At 43.7% G+C, this 20,243-nt stretch carries 11 protein-coding genes; 9 read left to right on the top strand and 2 right to left on the bottom strand.

Annotated features, from left to right (window positions below):
• The first annotated feature begins 5 nt into the window (after nucleotides 1-5).
• Entirely contained in the window at nucleotides 6-9,194 is a 9,189-nt protein-coding gene (locus tag EAG18_RS05470; RefSeq protein WP_125251394.1) for an Ig-like domain-containing protein, read from the top strand.
• A 399-nt stretch (nucleotides 9,195-9,593) separates the two neighbouring features.
• Here EAG18_RS05470 and ald read toward each other — a convergent pair whose 3' ends face one another.
• Nucleotides 9,594-10,715, bottom strand: coding sequence for an alanine dehydrogenase (gene ald / locus EAG18_RS05465; RefSeq protein WP_125251393.1), 1,122 nt, complete (start codon nucleotides 10,713-10,715; stop codon nucleotides 9,594-9,596).
• A 139-nt stretch (nucleotides 10,716-10,854) separates the two neighbouring features.
• On the opposite strand from ald, the gene lrp reads away from it, so the two are divergent.
• From lrp to rmf, 7 genes are all read left to right on the top strand, one after another.
• Entirely contained in the window at nucleotides 10,855-11,334 is a 480-nt protein-coding gene (lrp, locus tag EAG18_RS05460) for a leucine-responsive transcriptional regulator Lrp (RefSeq protein ID WP_125251392.1), read from the top strand.
• A gap of 114 nt (nucleotides 11,335-11,448) precedes the next feature.
• Nucleotides 11,449-14,052, top strand: a complete 2,604-nt coding sequence (locus EAG18_RS05455) for a DNA translocase FtsK 4TM domain-containing protein (RefSeq protein WP_125251391.1) — start codon at nucleotides 11,449-11,451, stop codon at nucleotides 14,050-14,052.
• A complete protein-coding gene (gene lolA, locus EAG18_RS05450) occupies nucleotides 14,052-14,690 on the top strand; it encodes an outer membrane lipoprotein chaperone LolA (RefSeq protein WP_125251390.1) in 639 nt (212 codons plus the stop codon). The genes EAG18_RS05455 and lolA overlap by 1 nt, the downstream gene beginning before the upstream one ends.
• Nucleotides 14,683-16,023, top strand: a complete 1,341-nt coding sequence (locus EAG18_RS05445; protein ID WP_125251389.1) for a replication-associated recombination protein A — start codon at nucleotides 14,683-14,685, stop codon at nucleotides 16,021-16,023. Before lolA ends, EAG18_RS05445 begins: the two co-directional genes overlap by 8 nt.
• A 2-nt stretch (nucleotides 16,024-16,025) precedes the next feature.
• On the top strand, nucleotides 16,026-16,406 hold the full coding sequence (gene crcB / locus EAG18_RS05440; RefSeq protein WP_125251388.1) for a fluoride efflux transporter CrcB: 381 nt from the start codon (nucleotides 16,026-16,028) through the stop codon (nucleotides 16,404-16,406).
• A 7-nt stretch (nucleotides 16,407-16,413) separates the two neighbouring features.
• On the top strand, nucleotides 16,414-17,709 hold the full coding sequence (gene serS / locus EAG18_RS05435; protein ID WP_125251387.1) for a serine--tRNA ligase: 1,296 nt from the start codon (nucleotides 16,414-16,416) through the stop codon (nucleotides 17,707-17,709).
• A gap of 489 nt (nucleotides 17,710-18,198) precedes the next feature.
• Complete coding sequence (gene rmf / locus EAG18_RS05430) at nucleotides 18,199-18,369, top strand: ribosome modulation factor (RefSeq protein ID WP_010372771.1); 171 nt, start codon at nucleotides 18,199-18,201, stop codon at nucleotides 18,367-18,369.
• Between the two features lie 273 nt (nucleotides 18,370-18,642).
• Here the strand turns inward: rmf and fabA are convergent, their stop codons facing one another.
• The gene (fabA, locus tag EAG18_RS05425) at nucleotides 18,643-19,158 is read right to left on the bottom strand and encodes a 3-hydroxyacyl-[acyl-carrier-protein] dehydratase FabA (RefSeq protein WP_125251386.1); all 516 of its coding nucleotides are present in this window, start codon (nucleotides 19,156-19,158) and stop codon (nucleotides 18,643-18,645) included.
• 239 nt (nucleotides 19,159-19,397) lie between these two features.
• On the opposite strand from fabA, the gene EAG18_RS05420 reads away from it, so the two are divergent.
• Nucleotides 19,398-20,243 (top strand): 6-carboxytetrahydropterin synthase (locus tag EAG18_RS05420; RefSeq protein ID WP_125251385.1); only part of this gene is annotated, 846 nt, incomplete at its 3' end.

Here is a 20,243-nt window from a genome sequence, read left to right as displayed (position 1 = left end):
AGTAGATGAGAATAAGATACTTGCTCAGCATGGCAGTAGGGGTGCTATTTGGCTTTGCATCGCAATTTAGCTTTGCAAGCACCGAGCAAACGATGCGTTTTGCTGGTTTAGGTACATCAAGCTCTGGTTTTAAGGCAATAACAACGCAAAGCAACACAGTCGGTTACTTGGCATCAAGCAATTTGATATACGCATCAAATGAAATTTATCCTTCTGATAGTTCGAGTTTACAAACCTTTATATTTAAGGCAAATGGTAATGAGGTAACACATTTTGACTTCATCAATTTGGGGATTTACTCAGTTGCTAATGATAAAACTCTTTCACTTAAGGGGGGGACGACAAAAGTAGTATTTAAAAATGCCAGCGATAATCAGATTTCGTCACTCACGTTGGCACAAGATACCGATTTATCGACATCAAGCTCGGCTAAGTTAAGTGACTTGTTTGGGGCTTTTTCGCCTATTAGTGGGGTGACTTCAATAGAGTTAACTCTAGATGTTACCACCCCGCTAGTTAGGATGATAAATGTGACTTTTACCAGCTTAACTGTCGACAATGTCAATGCGCAACCCGACACTGACACCACGCCCCCCGTCATCTCATCGGTTGCCGTGTCTGGCACGCCAAGTGAGAATGCATCTTCGGTTGGTTTTGATTACACCTATGACGCAATACCAGTGATGTATGCACTCAGTGATTTTGAGCTTGTTACTACGGGTACGGTGACTGCAGAGCTAGAATATTTTTCAACTTATTCTGACAATACTCAAATTTTGAGTGTGTGGGTAAAGGTCAAATCAGGTACAGGGACAGTCGGTGTTCGACTCAAATCGGTTAACTCACTAGAGGATGCCGCAGGTAATGGCGGTGGTAATAACGGATATACAACGCCGTACTCATCACAGGTAACGCATACCGTTGATAGAGACAAACCTTCGGTGACTAATGTTTCTTCGTCTCCAGATGGTACGTTTATTGTTGATGACCAAATTGATATAGTTGTGACTTTTGATGAAGCAATAACAGTAACGGGTACACCAAAACTAACATTAGAAACGGGTACTGTTGACCGTGAAGCCGTTTTCAGCAGTGTGTCTGACAAGGCTGCGACGTTTGTTTATACCGTTCAAGCTGGTGATAGCAGTTCTGATCTCAGTTACACCTCTACCTCTGCTTTGTCGCTATCAGGTGGTACAATTAGAGACTCGGCAGGCAATAACGCAACACTGACATTAGCGACTCCGGGTGCGGCTAACTCATTATCTGCAAATGCCGCGATTGTTATCGATGGTATGGTACCAACAGTGACTAACGTATCTTCATCGACCGCGAATGGTGCGTATAAAGCGGGAGATAGTATCGGGATTACGGTGACGTTGGATAAAGCAGTGACAGTCACTGGCACACCGACGATTAGATTAGAAACCGGTACTACAGACAGAGTCGCAAGTTATGTGAGTGGCTCAGGCACGAACGCCCTAAATTTCCAATATACGGTACAAGCGGGTGATAGTAGTAGTGACTTGGCTTACGTGAGTACGTCTGCTATCTCTTTAGCAGGTGGTACAATTTCAGACTCTAGTGGCAACAATGCTACGTTGACACTACCTACGCCGGGCGCGAGCCAATCACTTTCTGCTAATAGCAATATTGTTATTGATACTTCGTCTCCAGTTGTGTCTGGCGTATCTTCGCTTGTACAGGCTGGCACATATAGCACAGGTACGACGATTGCCATTAGAGTCGCATTTTCTGAAGATATTGTTGTAACAGGGACACCTACGCTTACTCTAGAAACAGGTGTGACAGACAGGCAAGCAAGCTATTCCTCAGCAATTGGGTCGTCGATACTTGAGTTTAGCTACACGATTCAAGCGGGTGATACCAGTGCAGATTTAGCGTATATTTCAAGTAACGCATTAGCACTGAATGGCGGCACCATTCTAGATACCTCTGGTAATCCTGCGATACTGACATTACCAGCACCTGGGGCTGCCAATTCACTGTCAGCCAATGAAGCATTAGTTATTGATGGTGTAGCACCGAGCCTTGATACTGCGGGCTCCTCTACTGCCAATGGTGGTTTTGGTGTTTCAGCAACTGGTGACTTAACGCTGAAGTTCACAGAAACGATGCAACTTGGCACTAGCGGCACTATCACTTTGGTAGATAGTAACGGCAATGTAATTGAAACCTTTGCAGTTGATAGTCCTAAGATCACCTTATCAGGTGACACCTTAACCATTAACCCAAGTGCTGATCTGTCAGCAGGGTTGCGCTATGCCATCCGTATGGATTCAGGGTTTTTAACCGATAATGGCGGTAATGCCTTTGCAGGTTTCAGTAATAATACTGGTTTTGCCTTTACGGTTGCGCCGAATGTAGCGTTGAGTGTTGATAATACAACGGTCAGTGAAAAAGGCGGCATTGCAACGTTAACGCTTTCTTTGAAAGATTCAGCTGGTAACGCGGTAACCGCAACTAATGCGGTAACGGTCAGTATCAATGTAACAGGCACGGCTACAGGCTCAGGTACTGATTACAGTGTCTCTGACAATATCAGCAACAGTGTGACAATTGCCGCAGGCAGCGCCTCTAAAACATTTAAAGTAACTGCGGTGGATGACAGTGTTGTTGATGATAACGAAACTGTGATCATCGACATTGCAGCAATCACAACAAATAATGCTGTTGAGTCTGGTACACAAACGGTGACTATTACGTTGGATGAAAACGATGCGCCAGTTTTTGCTGATCTTGATGGCACCCCTACTTTTACTGAAAATGGCTCAGCAGTGATCTTAGATGCTAATGTATCGGTATCGGATACGGAGCTTGATGCACTGAGTAGTAACAGTGGTAATTATGATGGTGCAAGCCTGACTATCACACGAAGCGGTGCGGCCAATGCCAGCGATGTTTTTGCCAACACAGGTGCGTTAGGGGCATTAGTGCAAGGCCACAATGTTGATTACAGTAATGTTGTCGTAGGTACGGTTACCACTAATAGCGCAGGTACCTTGAAGCTGACCTTTAACAGCAGTGCCACAACGTCCATTGTTGCAGGTGTATTGCAAAGTATTACCTATTCAAATAGCTCTGAAGCGCCAGGTACATCAGTCACGCTTGTGTGGACATTTAACGATGGTATTGCAACTAGTACGGGTACAAACCAAACGGTTGTTAGTATTACAGAAGTGAACGATGCACCAACATTAGATGATACCAAAACGCCTGTATTTACATCAATTATTGAAGACGTATCAGATGCCAATAACGTTGGTGTTGATATTGCTACGCTAGTGGTTGATAACTCAATCGGTGATGTTGATGGCAGCGCCGTTGAAGCCATTGCGGTGGTGAGTATTGATAACACCCATGGTTTTTGGCAGTTCAGCGTTAATAACGGTGATAGCTGGCGTAATTTTTCTAGCGTAACTGGTGGTGTGCGGAATATGAGCACGGCTGCATGGTTGCTCGATGGTACGCTTAGCGGCACGAATACCCATAAAATCCGTTTTGTACCAGAGGAAAACTACCATGGCTCATCGAGCATAACGTTTGTTGCTTGGGATAAGTCATCAGGTACTGCGGGCAGTATTGCTAATACGACTACAACTGGTGGTACAAGCGCATTTTCAAGTGCATCAGATATCGCAACTATTACGATTACCGCAGTCAATGATGCGCCTACCGTTGCGACAAATACAGGTGTTACACTCCTTGAAGGTGGTACATCAACTATCTACAACGACCATCTGAATGAGGGTGATGTGGATGACTCAGGCACAGGGTTGACCTATACCGTAACAACACTACCGAGTAACGGCACTTTATTTGTGGATGCGAATAATAATGACACATTAGATGCAGGCGAAGCGCGTAGTGTGAATGGCACTTTCACTCAGCAAGATATCGACAATGGCAACTTGATGTATACGCACAATAGCAGCGATACTACATCAGATAGTTTTGTGTTTACCCTTGCAGATGGTGGAGAAGATAGTGCTGCGCCGCTTACAGGACAAACTTTCAACTTCACCGTAACCCCTGTAAACGATGCAATTTCAGTAACTACACCGCCAACAGATGTTGCAGTAACAGAGGATGCGAGTTCAAACCTAGATCTATCTGCTTTGACGCTGATTGATACGGATAGTAATAATGTCACACTTACCATCGTGGTAGATAAAGGCTCTTTTGGTACACCTGCTGATGGTTCAGCGATTGGTGTAACTGCTACCTTATCATCAGATGGGAAAACTATTACGCTCTCAGGCTCTCCAAGTGCGATTGATACCTACCTCAATACTGCTTCAAACCTTACATACACAGGTGAGGCTAATAGCCAAGGTAATGATCAAGCACTTATCACTATTACAGGAAACGATAATAGTGGAGCAGATCCGGTAAAACTTGCAGACGTGAATGTTGATATTACCGATGTCAACGACGCACCTGTTATCAATAACCTTAATGGTGATCAGTTTGATTACAATGCCTCCGCGCAAAACTTTGTGATTGTTAATCAAAATAGTGCAGTTACTGTTACTGACATTGATACTGACACCTTCAATGGTGGGATGTTAACCGTGTCGATTGCCAGTGGTGCACAAACTGCGGAAGACATCTTAGCAATTGATGATAGTAGTACTGAAATCTCGCTTAACAATGGCCAAGTTGAATACAACCAAACAAGTGTGGGTAGCTACACAGGTGGTAGTAACGGCAGCGCGCTGACCATTACGTTTAACAACAATGCGACCAATGCGATTGTTGCAACCGTGATTAACGCAATAGAGTATGATAACAGCCAAAACTCTGCGGGTACGGCGGGCGAACGTGTCGTGCGTTTTGTCCTAACTGACGGTGAAGGTGGTACTTCTGCTAACGCTGATGTGACGATTAATGTCTCAGTGAACACAGCGCCTACTTTGGTTTTAGCAGATTCTGTAGAATACACAGAAAATGCTGCAGCAACAGTACTTGACTCTCAAGCAACTGCGGATGACGCAGATGGAGACAATAGCTGGCAAGGCAATGGGGCTAAACTAGTTGCCTCAGTGACAACGAATGGATTGGCGCAAGATAGCTTAAGTATTGCCACAGATGGCGACTTTAGCATCAGCAATGGCAACATTAGTTACCAAAGCACAATCATCGGCACTATTGAAGAGACAAGTGGCACCGCGAATGACGGTATAGTGACTGCGAGCGATAAGTTAACTGTGCACTTAAGCGCAGCGAATAATGCTATCGTACGATCGCTCGTTAGAGCACTTCGCTATGAGAACACATCAGAGAATCCTTCCACATTGAACAGAAGTGTTACCGTGGAACTGACTGATGTACTCGCAGGTACTGTTTCTGATTCAATCAGTATTGTCATTAAGGCGGTGAACGACGCGCCGACGATTACAGGTACCCCAGTGACGACGGTTGCGCAAGGGGCTGCATATTCCTTTACTCCTACCGGACAAGATGTTGACTCAACTCAGCTTACTTACTCTGTTGCTAACAACCCTAAATGGCTAAGTATCAATAAAAACACTGGTACTTTGACAGGTACTCCAGGTAATGCGGATGTTGGTGAGAATAGCGCCATTGTTATTACTGTGTCTGATGGTGAACTAAGCGCTAGTCTGGCGGCATTCAATTTGACTGTCACAAATGTCAACGATGCGCCAACAATTACAGGCTCGCCAAAAGTACAAATCAATGAGCGTCAGTTATATACCTTTACACCTGAAGCGGTAGATATTGACGGTGACAAGCTGACATTCACCATTACCAATAAACCAAGCTGGCTTACTATTGATAGTGCGACAGGTACATTGTCTGGTACGCCAGGGCAAAGCGATGTAGGTAAGACCGGTGAGATGGTGATGACGGTGTCTGATGGTACATTACAAGCAAGCCTTGAGGCCTTCTCTGTGACAGTAATCAATGTCAATGATGCGCCTACGATCTCAGGTCAGCCTGCACGTTCAGTAGTTGAAGGAGACCGTTATAGCTTCACGCCTAGCGCATCGGATATTGATAGCCAGAACTTAACGTTTAGCATCACAAACAGACCGTCATGGGCATCATTTAATCCGCAAACTGGTGAGCTATCAGGCACGCCTACGGGTAGTGATGTTGGTGTGACAGCTAATGTGTTGATCAGTGTATCAGATGGGGCACTGTCAGATTCATTAGCGCCATTTAACCTCACAGTGACTGTACGAAATACAGCGCCAATTGCAGATGACCAAGCAGTACAGGTTAATGAAGACAGCCGTGTGAATATTGTCGCCAAGGCAAGTGATGCACAAAACGATAGTTTGACATTAACGGCGCAAACGCAGCCTCAAAATGGTGTATTAAGCGCAGTTGAAAATGGCTGGATTTATATTCCTAATGCCAATTTCAATGGTCAAGATAGTTTTACATACGTAGCCCGTGATGAAGCGCTTACGTCTGATGTTGCAACGGTCACAATTACAGTTAACCCTGTGAATGACGCACCGACTGCACAAGACGATAGTTTAACACTCAACAAAACGGCTAATGACAACTATACCATTGCGGTATTGGGCAATGACGCTGATATTGATGGTGATGTACTGAAAGTTGAAGGGGTGACAGCAAGTATTGGTACCGCAACGGTAAGCGGTGCAACAATAAGTTACCAAGCACCTGACGACTTTACAGGCTCAGTGTCACTGTCATATTCGGTAACCGATGGCAATAAAGGTCGCGCGAGTGCGAAAGTTAACTTGGTGATAGAGGGCAATGATAATACTCAAGCACCAACCCTTACAGTACCGGCGGATCTGACGGTAGATGCCACAGCACYTTACACCAAGGTAAACCTAGGTGTTGCCTCAGCAAAAGATGCACAGGGTAATGTACTGCCAGTAGCTTTGGTTGACTCAAAAATGGTATTTGCTCCGGGTAAACATGATGTCTATTGGCGTTCTGTGGATAGCTCTGGACTTGAGTCTATTGAACTTCAAAGGCTGAATGTAAACCCGCTTATCTCTTTGAGTAAGGATCAAATTGTATCTGAAGGTTCAACGGTGACTGTACAGGTACTGTTAAACGGAACTTCACCGACTTATCCATTAGAAATCGGTTATACCATTGGTGGTACTGCATCTTTTGATGACCATACTGCACGAAGTGGGACAGTTGTCATAGATAAAGGAACACAGGCGGAAATCAGTTTTGATGTGGCAGCCGATGGTGCATCGGAGCAAGACGAGACGGTAACGGTTAGCTTGTCTTCTGCATTGAACTTGGGCAATAAACATCAAACTACGATTACTATTCGTGAAAGTAATGTGGCACCAACGTTAGATCTCAACGTTTGGCAACAAAACGAAACGAGAATAAAGGTAAGTCAAGCTGGTGGACTTGTGACCATTAAAGCAGCGGCTAAAGATGCTAATAAAACCGATACATTAACGGTAAGTTGGTCATCAGATTTAAGTAATCTCAGTACCGAGCCTGCGCAATTTGTGTTTGATCCAACCGCTACAACGCTTGGGGTACACGCGGTGAAATCAATGGTAACTGACAATGGTTCACCTAGCTTAAACACCTCTGAGACAGTCTATGTTGAAGTTGTCGAGCAGTTAGCTGCCTTGAATGATACTGACACAGATGGTGATCTTATCCCGGATAGCGAAGAGGGCTACCAAGATAGTGATGGTGACGGTATTGCCGATTATCTTGATGCGATTAACGAGTGTAATGTCGTACCTGCACAAGTTAATAATCAAACTGCGTTCTTAGCTGAAGGTGAGCCAGGTGTTTGTTTACGTCGTGGAGCGGTGTCGGTACTAAGCAGCAGCGGTGGCTTACAAGTTGAATCTGGATCGCAAACCGGTCTTGTAAGTGATACACAAGCGACTAATGTAGGTGGTATTTATGACTACATCGCTTATGGATTACCTGAGCAAGGTCAAAACTATAGCTTGGTGCTACCGCAGCAGTTACCAATTCCAGCAAATGCAGTTTATCGTAAGTATACTCAAGCCAAAGGCTGGAGCGACTTTGTTGAAGACGAAAACAACCAAGTGTTCAGCTCTGCTGGTGCTATCGGTTACTGTCCTCCACCGGGGGCTACGCAGTGGCAACCGGGTCTAACAGAAGGTCATTGGTGTGTTCAGATTGTCGTACAAGATGGCGGACCAAATGACGCAGATGGAGAAGCTAATGGTACCGTGGTGGATCCAAGTGGTGTTGCGGTTTACCACAGTGATAATGCTAAGCCAGTAGCTAATGCAGACAACGCAAGCTTACCTTGGAATAGCAGCATTGAAATTGATGTGTTAGCGAATGATAGTGATGCTGATAACGATAGTTTATCTCTGTCTCAAGCTTCTGCTCAGTTTGGTGAAGTGACAATTACTGCACAGCAAACACTGATGTATGTTGCAGCAGAGCAGTTTGTTGGCACAGATGTCATTACTTATAGTATTACTGACGGCCAAGGTGGTACTGCGCATAGTCAGGTAGTGGTGGAAGTAATGGGTAACCGAGCGCCTGTTGTACAGGGTGAGCTAGTGACAGCCATGCATCACAAAGCGACAGTGATTGATGTATTAGCAAATGACAGCGACCCAGATGGTGATAGCTTGACCGTTAGCTCAGCTTCAGCGACTAATGGTAAAGTAACAATTATATCGGGTGAGAAGCTCAGCTACTTGTCTAACCTTGGGTTCGCTGGGGTTGATACAGTTAAGTATGTAGTGAGCGATTCGCAAGGAGCAAGTAGCAACGGTACGGTGCAAATTCAGGTAATTGCTAATCGTCTACCAGTTGCAAAACCAGACTTAGCTCAGGTTAATGCTGGTGCTAGCATTAACATTGATGTGCTAGCAAATGACAGTGATGCTGATGGAGACACGCTAACGATTATCGAAGCGTCAGCGGCTCAAGGTACGGTCAGCATTTCTCAAGATGGGGTGTTAACCTATATTGCAAAAGCTGGATTTGTTGGTGTTGACACTATTACATACATGCTTAGTGATGGTTATGGTAACGCTGTTGCTGGTACCGTTAGTGTGACTGTAAAAGCTTCGGACAACCATAATGTTAAAGTGCAAAACAAATCGTCTGGTGCGGTATCGATATGGATATATTTGATCATGCTACTGGCGGTATGTAGAAAGCGCTCAACAAACCGCTTTCAAAAGTGGTGAGTAAGACAGCGCGACACGTAGCTTGATCGGTTAATCGAACAACGTTACTTTCACTGCTAAAAGGCTGCAACTAAGGTTGCAGCCTTTTTTATTGGTAGCGGATCACCATCGTCCATTATCTAAAGAGCTTGGGCTTGCGTGTAGTGTGATGACTTTTAAAAAAGTGAGCTTTGCGAGAGGAGGTTGGTAATTTAGCAGGTGTGCAAGATTGTGTGCTCTTGTGACTAGTAAAAATAGAAAAACCAGATAAGCACATAGAGCAAGACGCCGGTTAGCTTCTACTTCAAAGTTTTTATTCTTTTAATTGGAACGAATGACTGGGGATTGGAAAAATGACAATAAAAAACACCACAGATCCGAGGATAAGTGGTGTTTTAAGGTGTGTTGTATCAATCGCGATTAAGCGTTTTCAAGTGCCGTACGCGGGTCAACATATTCCATGTTGAAGCCTTCAGCTACTTCTTTACACGTTATCTGACCTTTTAGAACGTTTAAGCCGTCCATGAAGTGCTTGTCATTTAGTAACGCTGCTTTGTAACCCAAGTTTGCAAGCTTGATGATGTAAGGAAGCGTTGCGTTATTTAGCGCGAATGTTGAAGTGCGAGGTACTGCACCAGGCATATTAGCTACACAGTAGTGAACTACGTCATCAACAATATAAGTAGGCTCTGCGTGTGTTGTCGCTTTAGACGTCGCAATACAACCGCCTTGGTCGATAGCTACGTCAACAATTGCTGCACCAGGCTTCATTGCTTTGATGTGTTCAGCAGTCACAAGCTTAGGAGCTGCTGCGCCAGGAATTAGTACGCCACCAATGACAAGGTCAGCTTCTAATACGTGCTTCTCTAGTGCATCAGCAGTAGAATAAATAACTTTAGCTTGGCTACCAAACTGTGCATTTAGTGAACGTAGTACGTCGATGCTACGGTCAAGGATAGTAACGTCTGCACCTAGACCTACCGCCATTTGTGCTGCGTTACGGCCAACCATACCACCGCCGATCACAACAACTTTAGCGGGTTCAACGCCTGGTACACCACCAAGTAGCATACCACGACCTTCACGTGACTTTTCAAGCGCTTGAGCACCAGCTTGGATAGACATACGGCCAGCCACTTCAGACATTGGTGCTAGTAATGGAAGACCACCGCGTGTGTCAGTTACTGTCTCGTAGGCTATACAGACTGCACCGCTCTTAACTAGATCTTCAGTTTGAGGAAGGTCTGGTGCAAGGTGAAGGTAAGTGAATAGAATTTGGTCTTCACGTAACATCGCACGCTCAACAGCTTGAGGTTCTTTAACCTTAACAATCATATCTGCTGTTGCAAATACTTCAGCTGCAGTGCCTAAAATCTTAGCACCAACCTGAACATAATCTTCGTCAGTAAAACCAATGCCGATACCAGCATTGGTTTCAACAACAACTTCGTGACCGTGATTGATTAGTTCACGAACGCTCGCAGGAACCATACCAACGCGGTATTCGTGATTTTTTATCTCTTTAGGTACACCAATAATCATAATATTCGCCTCAAAATAAGAACGGAGTAAAATTTTTGACTATTATATTTACCTATAGCCAGTGTGTCTCACTGTTTTAATATTTTAAGGTAGTGATATACTCTAAAATAACAAACTATTCAGGATAAAAAACTACCTTATGCACCAACAACTAGACAGAATCGACAGAAAGATTTTAGTCGAACTTCAAAAAGATGGCAGAATTTCTAACGTAGAATTAGCAAAACGCATTGGTTTAAGCGCAACACCTTGCCTAGAGCGGGTCAAAAAGTTAGAACGCGAAGGTTTTATACGTGGTTATAAAGCCGTAGTTGATCCTGCTAAACTCGGGCAAGGGCTTTTAGTGTTCGTGGAAGTGACAGTGAATAAAAATTCACCAGATGTGTTTGATAGATTTAATCAAGCGGTGAAGCAACATGACGAGATCATAGAATGTCATTTGGTTTCTGGTAGCTTTGACTACTTACTTAAAACACGCGTAACCGATATGTCTGAATACCGTGGGGTATTAGGTGAGATACTCCTTAAATTGCCAAATATAAGTGAGAGCCGTACTTTTGTAGTGATGGAAGAAGTAAAAGGAGAGGAAGGAGAAGTAATAAAACCTTGTGCACCTTGAGGTATTTCTTGGTAAGGTGTAAGTATATACAGCAATACTAACGCAAATCACTAATTTGCTGACATTTTGGGCTTGATATGCCCAGAAAAGAAACAAAAAAAAGGTTTAATTACAATGCGCTTAAATGGTGTGCAACGCCTCTTAGAGACAGGTCTGATTGTAAGCACGGCAGCAGCAATATTTATGTTGTGTGCGTTGATAAGCTTCGACCCAGCAGATCCTGCGTGGACTCAATCCGGCGAATACGTAAAAGTAAATAATATAACCGGTGCTGCTGGTGCATGGTTAGCAGATATTTTGTTGCTGAGTTTTGGGTGGCTGGCATTTTTGATCCCCGCAGCAGTGCAATTTCTTGGCTATTTACTGTTTAAAAAGCCACATAAGCTCCTTCAGCTAGATTATACAACCCTTGGGCTACGCCTTATTGGTGCGACACTCTTCATCACCTCAGCAAGTGCCATTAGCAGTATTAACTTTGATGATATCTACAACTTTTCATCTGGCGGTGTAGTAGGGGATGTTGTCGCCGGCGCCATGATGCCTGCCTTTAATTTTACGGGGACCTCTATATTACTGTTATGTTTTTTCTTTGCGGGTATGACATTACTTACCGGTGTTTCTTGGGTGGAGTTTGTTGATTATCTTGGAGAAAAAGTCGTCGCTGGGCTACGCTGGTTGGTAAACAAGCTTACCACTAAAGATGAGCAACCAGCAGATAAACTGGATACTGTAAAAACTGAGCCGGAATTATCAACTGCTAGCGCGCCTGTTGATGAACCGAAATTCAGTGAAGGTCTTGGTGATGCCATGGAGCCTGTCTTAAACGATGACATTATCCACCAGGAGTCAACAAATGATGAAGAGACACCAAGTGGTCTTGGCAAATTAAAAGATAAATTGTTCAGAAAAACCAACGATACAGCGATTCAAACCTCAGTGTCAGACACAGTTACAGAGGCGGCACCTAAGCAAGAGCCATGCGTTTTCGATGAGCTTGATGATATCTTGGAGCAAGAGATTAATTTTTCTGCAATTGAGGATGAACCATTAGATACCGTAGCTGCGCTTAATGCGCTCGACGAAGCGCCGGTTCATGAAACTAAGGTTGTATCCCCAGCACGGCCACTCAAAACAAAAAACAGTGAAACAACGAGCACAAAAGGGTATCAGCCACCACCGAGCGCAAAAGAGCAGTTCGAAGCATTATTAGAAGCACAGCCTCCGGCAGACCCATTACCGTCACTGGAACTTCTAGACAGGCCAGATAAAGCTAAAAACCCAATATCACAAGAAGAGCTTGATCAGGTTTCACGGTTGGTAGAAACCAAGCTGTTAGACTTTAATGTCCAAGCCAGCGTGGTGGGGGTTTATCCAGGTCCTGTAGTAACGCGCTTTGAACTTGATTTAGCACCAGGTATTAAAGTTGCAAAAATTACTGGTCTTGCCAAAGATCTCGCTCGCTCTTTGTCAGCGGTGAGTGTGCGAGTGGTAGAGGTAATACCAGGTAAGACTTATGTAGGTTTGGAGTTACCTAATAAACACCGTGAAATTGTACGTTTATCTGAAGTGATAGACGCGCCTAAGTTTGAACAAAACCCATCACCGCTGACCATGGTGCTAGGTAAAGATATCGCTGGACAACCCGTAGTGGCAGACTTAGCAAAAATGCCACACCTGTTGGTTGCAGGTACCACTGGCTCTGGTAAGTCAGTGGGCGTTAATGTCATGATCTTAAGCTTGCTATATAAATCTCCTCCAGAAGATGTGCGCATGATCATGATAGACCCAAAAATGCTTGAACTTTCTGTTTATGAAGGGATCCCACATCTATTGTGTGAGGTTGTCACTGACATGAAAGAAGCTGCGAATGCGCTACGTTGGTGCGTTGGGGAAATGGAACGTCGCTATAAGCTGATGTCAGCGCTTGGTGTGCGTAATCTAAAGGGTTACAACCAGAAGATTAAAGAAGCAAAAGAAGCGGGACACCCCATAGTTGACCCACTTTTTAAAGACACTGATGGTATGGCGGATGAGCCAGAAATGCTAGATAAGCTCCCGAGCATCGTAGTGGTCATCGATGAATTTGCTGACATGATGATGATTGTTGGTAAAAAAGTGGAAGAGCTAATCGCGCGTATCGCTCAAAAAGCACGAGCTGCTGGGATACATTTGGTGCTGGCAACACAGCGCCCTTCGGTTGATGTAATTACCGGCCTAATAAAAGCAAATATTCCGACGCGAATGGCCTTCCAAGTATCGAGCAAGATTGATTCACGAACTATTTTGGATCAACAAGGCGCTGAAAATTTACTTGGTATGGGGGATATGTTGTATTTGCCTCCGGGTACCAGTGTACCAATACGTGTCCATGGCGCGTTTGTTGATGACCATGAAGTGCACGCGGTAGTTAATGATTGGAAAGCGCGAGGTAAACCTAATTACGTCGAAGAGATCCTATGTGGGGAAGCAACGGAAGACATCTTGCTACCAGGAGAGGCACCAGAAGGTGGAGATGACGAGTCTGATCCGCTGTACGATGAAGCGGTTGGCTTTGTAATAGAAACAGGTAAAGTGTCAGTGTCGAGTGTTCAGCGTAAGTTACGAGTGGGCTATAACCGTGCTGCTCGACTGGTAGAGCAGATGGAAATGTCTGGTGTCGTGAGTGCACCTGGACATAATGGCGCACGAGAAGTATTGGTAAAAGGCGGAGCCAATTAATGAAGAAGTTTAATAAAATAGCATTACTTGTGATGCTATCTAGCATAACGATGCAACCAGCTTGGGCCGATGAAGCCGCAATGCAGAGCCTAAAGGCCAAGCTTGCTAATTTAACCAGTTTTCAAGGCGAATTTTCGCAAGTAGTTAAAGATCAAGAGGGCAATGAATTACAGTCAGGCACAGGTAGCATTGTACTTGCACAGCCTTTGAAGATCCGATGGCAGCAAGAGATGCCAGACGATACGCTTTTTGTCTCARGTGGCACAACGACCTATTATTATGATGCCTTTGCAGAACAGGTTACGATTTTAGATACAACTAAACTGATTGATACAACACCTTTTGTTCTGTTAACAACGCAAGATAATAGCCAGTGGTCTAAGTATGCGGTAAAACGCGAAGGCGACGCGTACTTAATCACGCCCAAGAACAGAGTTGACTCTCAAGTTGAGCAATTGGCGTTGATGTTTGATGCTACCAATGAGGGGCTTGCACAATTAACGGTGAACGATATTTCAGGCCAAATCTCTACATTTAATTTCAGACAAAGCAAAGTTAATGTGCCCGTCGCTGAGCGCACTTTTGAATTTGTTATCCCTGAGGGAGTGGTCGTGGACGACCAAACAGGCGTTGACTAGTTTAGGCTTTGATTTTACCCCAGATGTTAGACCGTTGGCCGCTAGAATGCGGCCAACCACGTTAGCGCATTATGTTGGCCAGAGCCATATTTTATCAAAAGGCTCTGTATTGTATCGAGCTATCGCCTCAGGTCGCTGCCATAGTCTTATTCTTTGGGGCCCACCAGGTGTTGGTAAGACCACGCTTGCACAAATTATTGCTAATTACGCAGATGCGGAGCTTATTCAACTCTCAGCGGTCAGTGCTGGAGTAAAGGAAGTACGCGAAGCGGTGATTGATGCCAAAAATCGACTTGCTCAATCTGGTAAACGAACATTATTGTTTGTCGATGAGGTTCACCGATTCAATAAGTCGCAGCAAGATGGCTTTTTGCCCCATATTGAAGATGGCACCTTTACTTTTATTGGCGCCACCACTGAAAACCCATCTTTTGCACTGAATAATGCTATTTTATCGCGAGCACGGGTATATACTTTACAACCCCTAGATGAAGCCGAATTAATACAGGTACAAAAAGATGCACTAGCCAGAGATGTGCAACTTTCCAAACACGCAATTGAAATCGACCATGATGCGCTAAATCTGATAGCCAAAGCTGCCTCAGGTGATGCCAGAAAAGCACTTAATTTACTGGAGCAGGCGATAGACTTAGGATTTGACCCAGATATAAATCGCTATGTAGTCAACGAAGCAATATTGCAGCAGGTATTGCCAAGTCAACTATCAAACTATGACAACAAAGGCGACCTCTATTACGACCTAATCTCTGCGTTTCATAAGTCCGTTCGCGGCAGTGCTCCTGATGCTGCACTTTATTGGTACTGTAAAATATTAGCAGGAGGGGGCGATCCTTTATATGTTGCCAGACGGCTACTTGCCATTGCCACGGAAGATATTGGCAATGCTGACCCAAGAGCCATGCAAGTGGCGCTCAATGCGTGGGATATTTATCATCGTGTAGGTCCAAGCGAAGGTGAGCGTGCAATAGCACAGGCCACGCTATATCTAGCCAGCGCCCCAAAAAGTAATGCTGTGTATATGGCGTTTAATCAAGCAAAACACGACGCTCAGAGCGACCCTAATTATCCAGTGCCGGAACACCTTAGAAACGCACCGACAAAATTAATGAAGGAAATGGGCTTTGGTGAGGAATACCGCTACGCTCACAACGAGCCTGGTGCCTTTGCAGCAGGAGAGAACTACTTTCCTGAAGCCATTCATGAGCGCCAATACTATCAGCCTACGCAAAGAGGCTTGGAAAAACAAATAGCGGAAAAACTTGAATATTTGAAAGCGCAAGATCTACAAAGCACTAACAAGAGGTACAAGTAAGGATGTTTATTAATTACCTTACAATTGCGCTTGGTGGTGCTTTGGGAGCCATGTTACGGTTTTTTATCAGCGATATATCAATAAAACTCTTAGGTAAGGGATTCCCTTTTGGGACGTTGATCGTTAATATTCTTGGTTCATTATTGATGGGTGTGCTTTACGGTTTAATTGAAAAAGAAGTAATTGCAGTTTCACCCGCTAAAACGCTAATAGGTATTGGCTTTTTAGGGGCGCTGACTACTTTTTCTACATTCTCAATGGATTCCTTGTTGCTACTCCAACAAGGGCAATATATGAAAATGGCGTTTAACGTCACCCTAAATGTGGTGGCGTGTATCTTTATGGCCTGGGTTGGTCTCTGCCTCATCATGCAAAAAGGTTAAAAAAACAATGTTAGATTCTAAATACTTTCGTCAAGACATCGAGGAAGCCGCTGCGCGTTTGAAAAAGCGTGGTTTCGAACTTGATGTTGCTAAGATCACTGAATTAGAAGAAAAGCGCAAGGCGCTACAAACCAAAACTCAGGAATTACAAAGCGAGCGTAACAGTTCTTCCAAAGCAATTGGTCAAGCCAAAGCGAAAGGTGAAGATGTTCAGCCGTTACTAGATGCTGTTGCTAATCTTGGTGATCAGTTAAGTGCAGCCAAAGAAGAACAAGATAAAGTATTGGCAGAGCTGAATGATTACGCTATGTCTTTACCAAACCTGCCAGCTGAAGATGTTCCAGCAGGTGCTGATGAATCTGAAAATGTAGAGATCAGCATTTGGGGAGAGCCAAAGCAATTTGATTTTGAAGTAAAAGATCATGTTGACCTAGGTGAAGCGTTGGACAAAGGTCTAGATTTTGAAACGGGTGTTAAGTTAAGTGGCTCACGTTTTACAGTGATGCGCGGTGGCGTTGCGCGTATGCATCGAGCGCTTGTTCAGCTGATGCTAAACACGCACACTGAGCAAAATGGTTATACAGAAATGTATGTACCATATTTGGTAAATAAAGCGAGCTTATTCGGTACGGGTCAACTACCTAAATTTGCAGAAGATCTATTTCATACTGAAGCCTTGTCTGAAGATCAAGATGGCTTTAGCTTGATCCCGACTGCGGAAGTTCCGCTCACAAACTGCGCTCGTGATGTAATATTTGATGAAAAAGAGCTACCTGTAAAAATGACAGCCCACACACCATGCTTTAGAAGTGAAGCTGGTAGCTATGGCCGTGATACTCGTGGACTTATTCGTCAACATCAATTTGATAAAGTTGAGCTTGTGCAGTTAGTTAAGCCTGAAGATTCGATGGCAGCATTAGAAGAGCTTACAGGGCACGCAGAACAAATCTTACAGTTATTAGACCTACCATATCGAAAAGTAGTCTTGTGTACTGGCGACATGGGCTTTGGTGCAACTAAGACTTATGATTTAGAGGTGTGGTTACCTGCACAAAACACATATAGAGAAATTTCTTCTTGTTCAAATATGTGGGATTTCCAAGCTCGTCGTATGCAGGCTCGTTTCCGCCGCAGTGGTGAAAAGAAACCAGAACTATTACATACATTAAATGGTTCAGGGCTAGCGGTTGGCAGAACTTTGGTTGCAATCCTTGAAAACTATCAACAAGCAGACGGTTCGATTGTTGTTCCTGACGCATTAAAGCCTTATATGGGCGGGTTGGAAGTGATTAAGGCGAGCTAAGTGCCAAGCACTTAACCGAGCAAATGCTTGCATTGAGATACAAGTTATTGAAAAAAGGCTGGATCTATCTGGCCTTTTTTTATGACTATCTTATGAATGTTTTTTTACAGGAATTACAATAAAAACAAGCCCAGATTAAATGCAAATTTAGCTTGCCTATCCAACTTATGATTAATCTGAAGCAAATTTATGCTTTTTGCTGCTGTACACCCAAGAATTACAATTATGATCATTGCATGACTCCCCTAGATATGATTTATTGAAGGTATGGGTTTGGCCAAATCTCATCGGTAAGTAGCGCATCTGTATTTTTATGATGTGGCTAGTGTTTAACTTTTCTCAATAAAATCTAAGTTTTAGTTTATTAGTTAGATGAGCAAAACCACGTTCGTGGATATACGGAAAAGTGAGTTTTGTTCTAATCAAGTTTGAACTACGCAGTATCAGTACACTCAAAAGCTGATAGAGAAAAAGGTGAGGATATTACCTATGAAGAGACAGAAAAGAGACCGTTTAGAAAGAGCACATTCACAAGGATTTAAGGCAGGATTAGCCGGACGGTCGAAAGAAAATTGTCCCTATCAACAAGTAGAACACAGATCAGAATGGTTAGGCGGATGGCGAGAAGCGATGGACAATCGCAACATCTTTAAAACCTGATACCGAATTTTAGGAGAACAAAGCCCCGCTAGGGGCTTTGTGCGTTTTACAGAAAATCGTGAGATTATACCAATTTGACTTAAGACTTGCTCAATTTTAAGGAGTAAATCTGACGCTAACCGCGTTAAAAATCTCTTATTTAGAACAACTAAAGAGCAAAATTTTTGCTTGCCTACAGGCCTTAGGTACCTCGGCGTAAGCAGGGCGCGGAAGCGGTGTTATCGACAAAATTTTCTCGCCTCAAAATAGACTACTTAAATAAGAAAATTGGTATTAAAAAGCGCTGGTGTCTTGGAAAAGGCCAACTTTTAAGTCTTTTGCTTCATAAATAACACGACCATCTACTTCAACGATGCCATCAGCAAGTCCCATAAATAGTTTTCGCTTTATTACACGCTTCATTTCAATACGGTAAGTCACTTTTTTTGCTGTCGGTAATATTTGTCCTGTGAATTTTACTTCACCAACACCAAGAGCGCGACCAAGGCCAGGGYCACCAGACCAACCAAGGAAAAAGCCAACTAGCTGCCACATTGCATCTAAACCTAAACAACCAGGCATAACCGGATCACCTTTAAAATGGCAATCGAAGAACCATAAATCTGGATTGATATCTAACTCTGCTATGATTTGGCCTTTGCCGTGTTCACCGCCATCATCGTTAATTTGGACAATGCGATCCATCATGAGCATGTTGTCACTTGGCAGTCGGCAGTTGCCTTCACCAAACATTTCGCCGCGACCACATAAAATAAGTTCTTCTTTTGTATAGCTGTTCTTAGGTTCCATAACTTTTCTTCTTAGCTTGCAAATTGACGCTACTTTAGCGTACAGATGTACGCTAAACAACTCCGAACAGTTAAAAAGCGTACGCTGATTTGTAAACTTTGCGCTAAGGATATGTCTATTTGATTAAATTTCAAAAAATTGAAGAGATTAAATGCAAATCAGTTCTGATTAGGGGCGATTTATAGTGGGAAAATCATTATAATCAACATTGATTTTTTGTAGGCTATTTTGGGTAATTTATGATCCTTTTTGTTGACTCTTTAACCGTGATTGATTTTTCGTACCTTTGCCCTCGTCGTGGTGCGGTAGGGGAAAGTTGGATCACGGATATCGTATTACATGGCGACTTAAACGCTGAGTCTATGGTGCTAGATTTTGCGAAAGTCAAAAAACAAATCAAACAAATTATCGATGAAAAGCTAGATCACAAATTAGCAATACCTAGCGCGCTTAGCGCTAATACCAAACACACAAATGGTCGATTTGAGCTTGATCTTCATATTGGTGATAGTCATTTAGCAATGAGTGCGCCAGAGCAAGCTGTGTGTATGATTGAAGGTGAAGAAGTCAACGAAGTAAATACAATTGCCTATCTCAAATCAGTGATCTTGCCTCACTTACCGGATAATGTGAAAGATCTCGATATCACTTTACGACCAGAGGCGACAAGCGGCTTCTATTATCACTATAGTCACGGTCTTAAAAAACATGATGGTAACTGTCAGCGTATTATTCATGGTCACCGTTCACTGATTGGTATCAAGCTAAACGACGTCAGTATGCCGAGATTGCAAAAGCAATGGGCAGATAAATGGCAAGATATATATCTCGCAAGTGAGGAAGATTTGATATCCTCAGCAGAGCTCAAACRTATCGTAGCGGAAGAGGGAGATTACGCGTTTGCTTATACGTCATCACAAGGCTACTTTGAGCTTGCGATAAGTAAATCGCGCTGTGATATTTTGCCGTGCGATACCACCGTTGAGTGCATTGCCGAATACTTGGCAGGTCAGGTAAAAGTGCAGCACCCTAACGATCATGTGCAAGTGCGCGCCTATGAAGGTGTGGGTAAAGGAGCGATTGTG

It is taken from the genome of Pseudoalteromonas sp. J010 (genome assembly GCF_003934235.1).
Taxonomy (GTDB): Bacteria; Pseudomonadota; Gammaproteobacteria; order Enterobacterales; family Alteromonadaceae; genus Pseudoalteromonas; species Pseudoalteromonas peptidolytica.
Note: the sequence above shows the minus strand (reverse complement) of the source record. Positions and strands in the feature narration are given on the sequence as shown.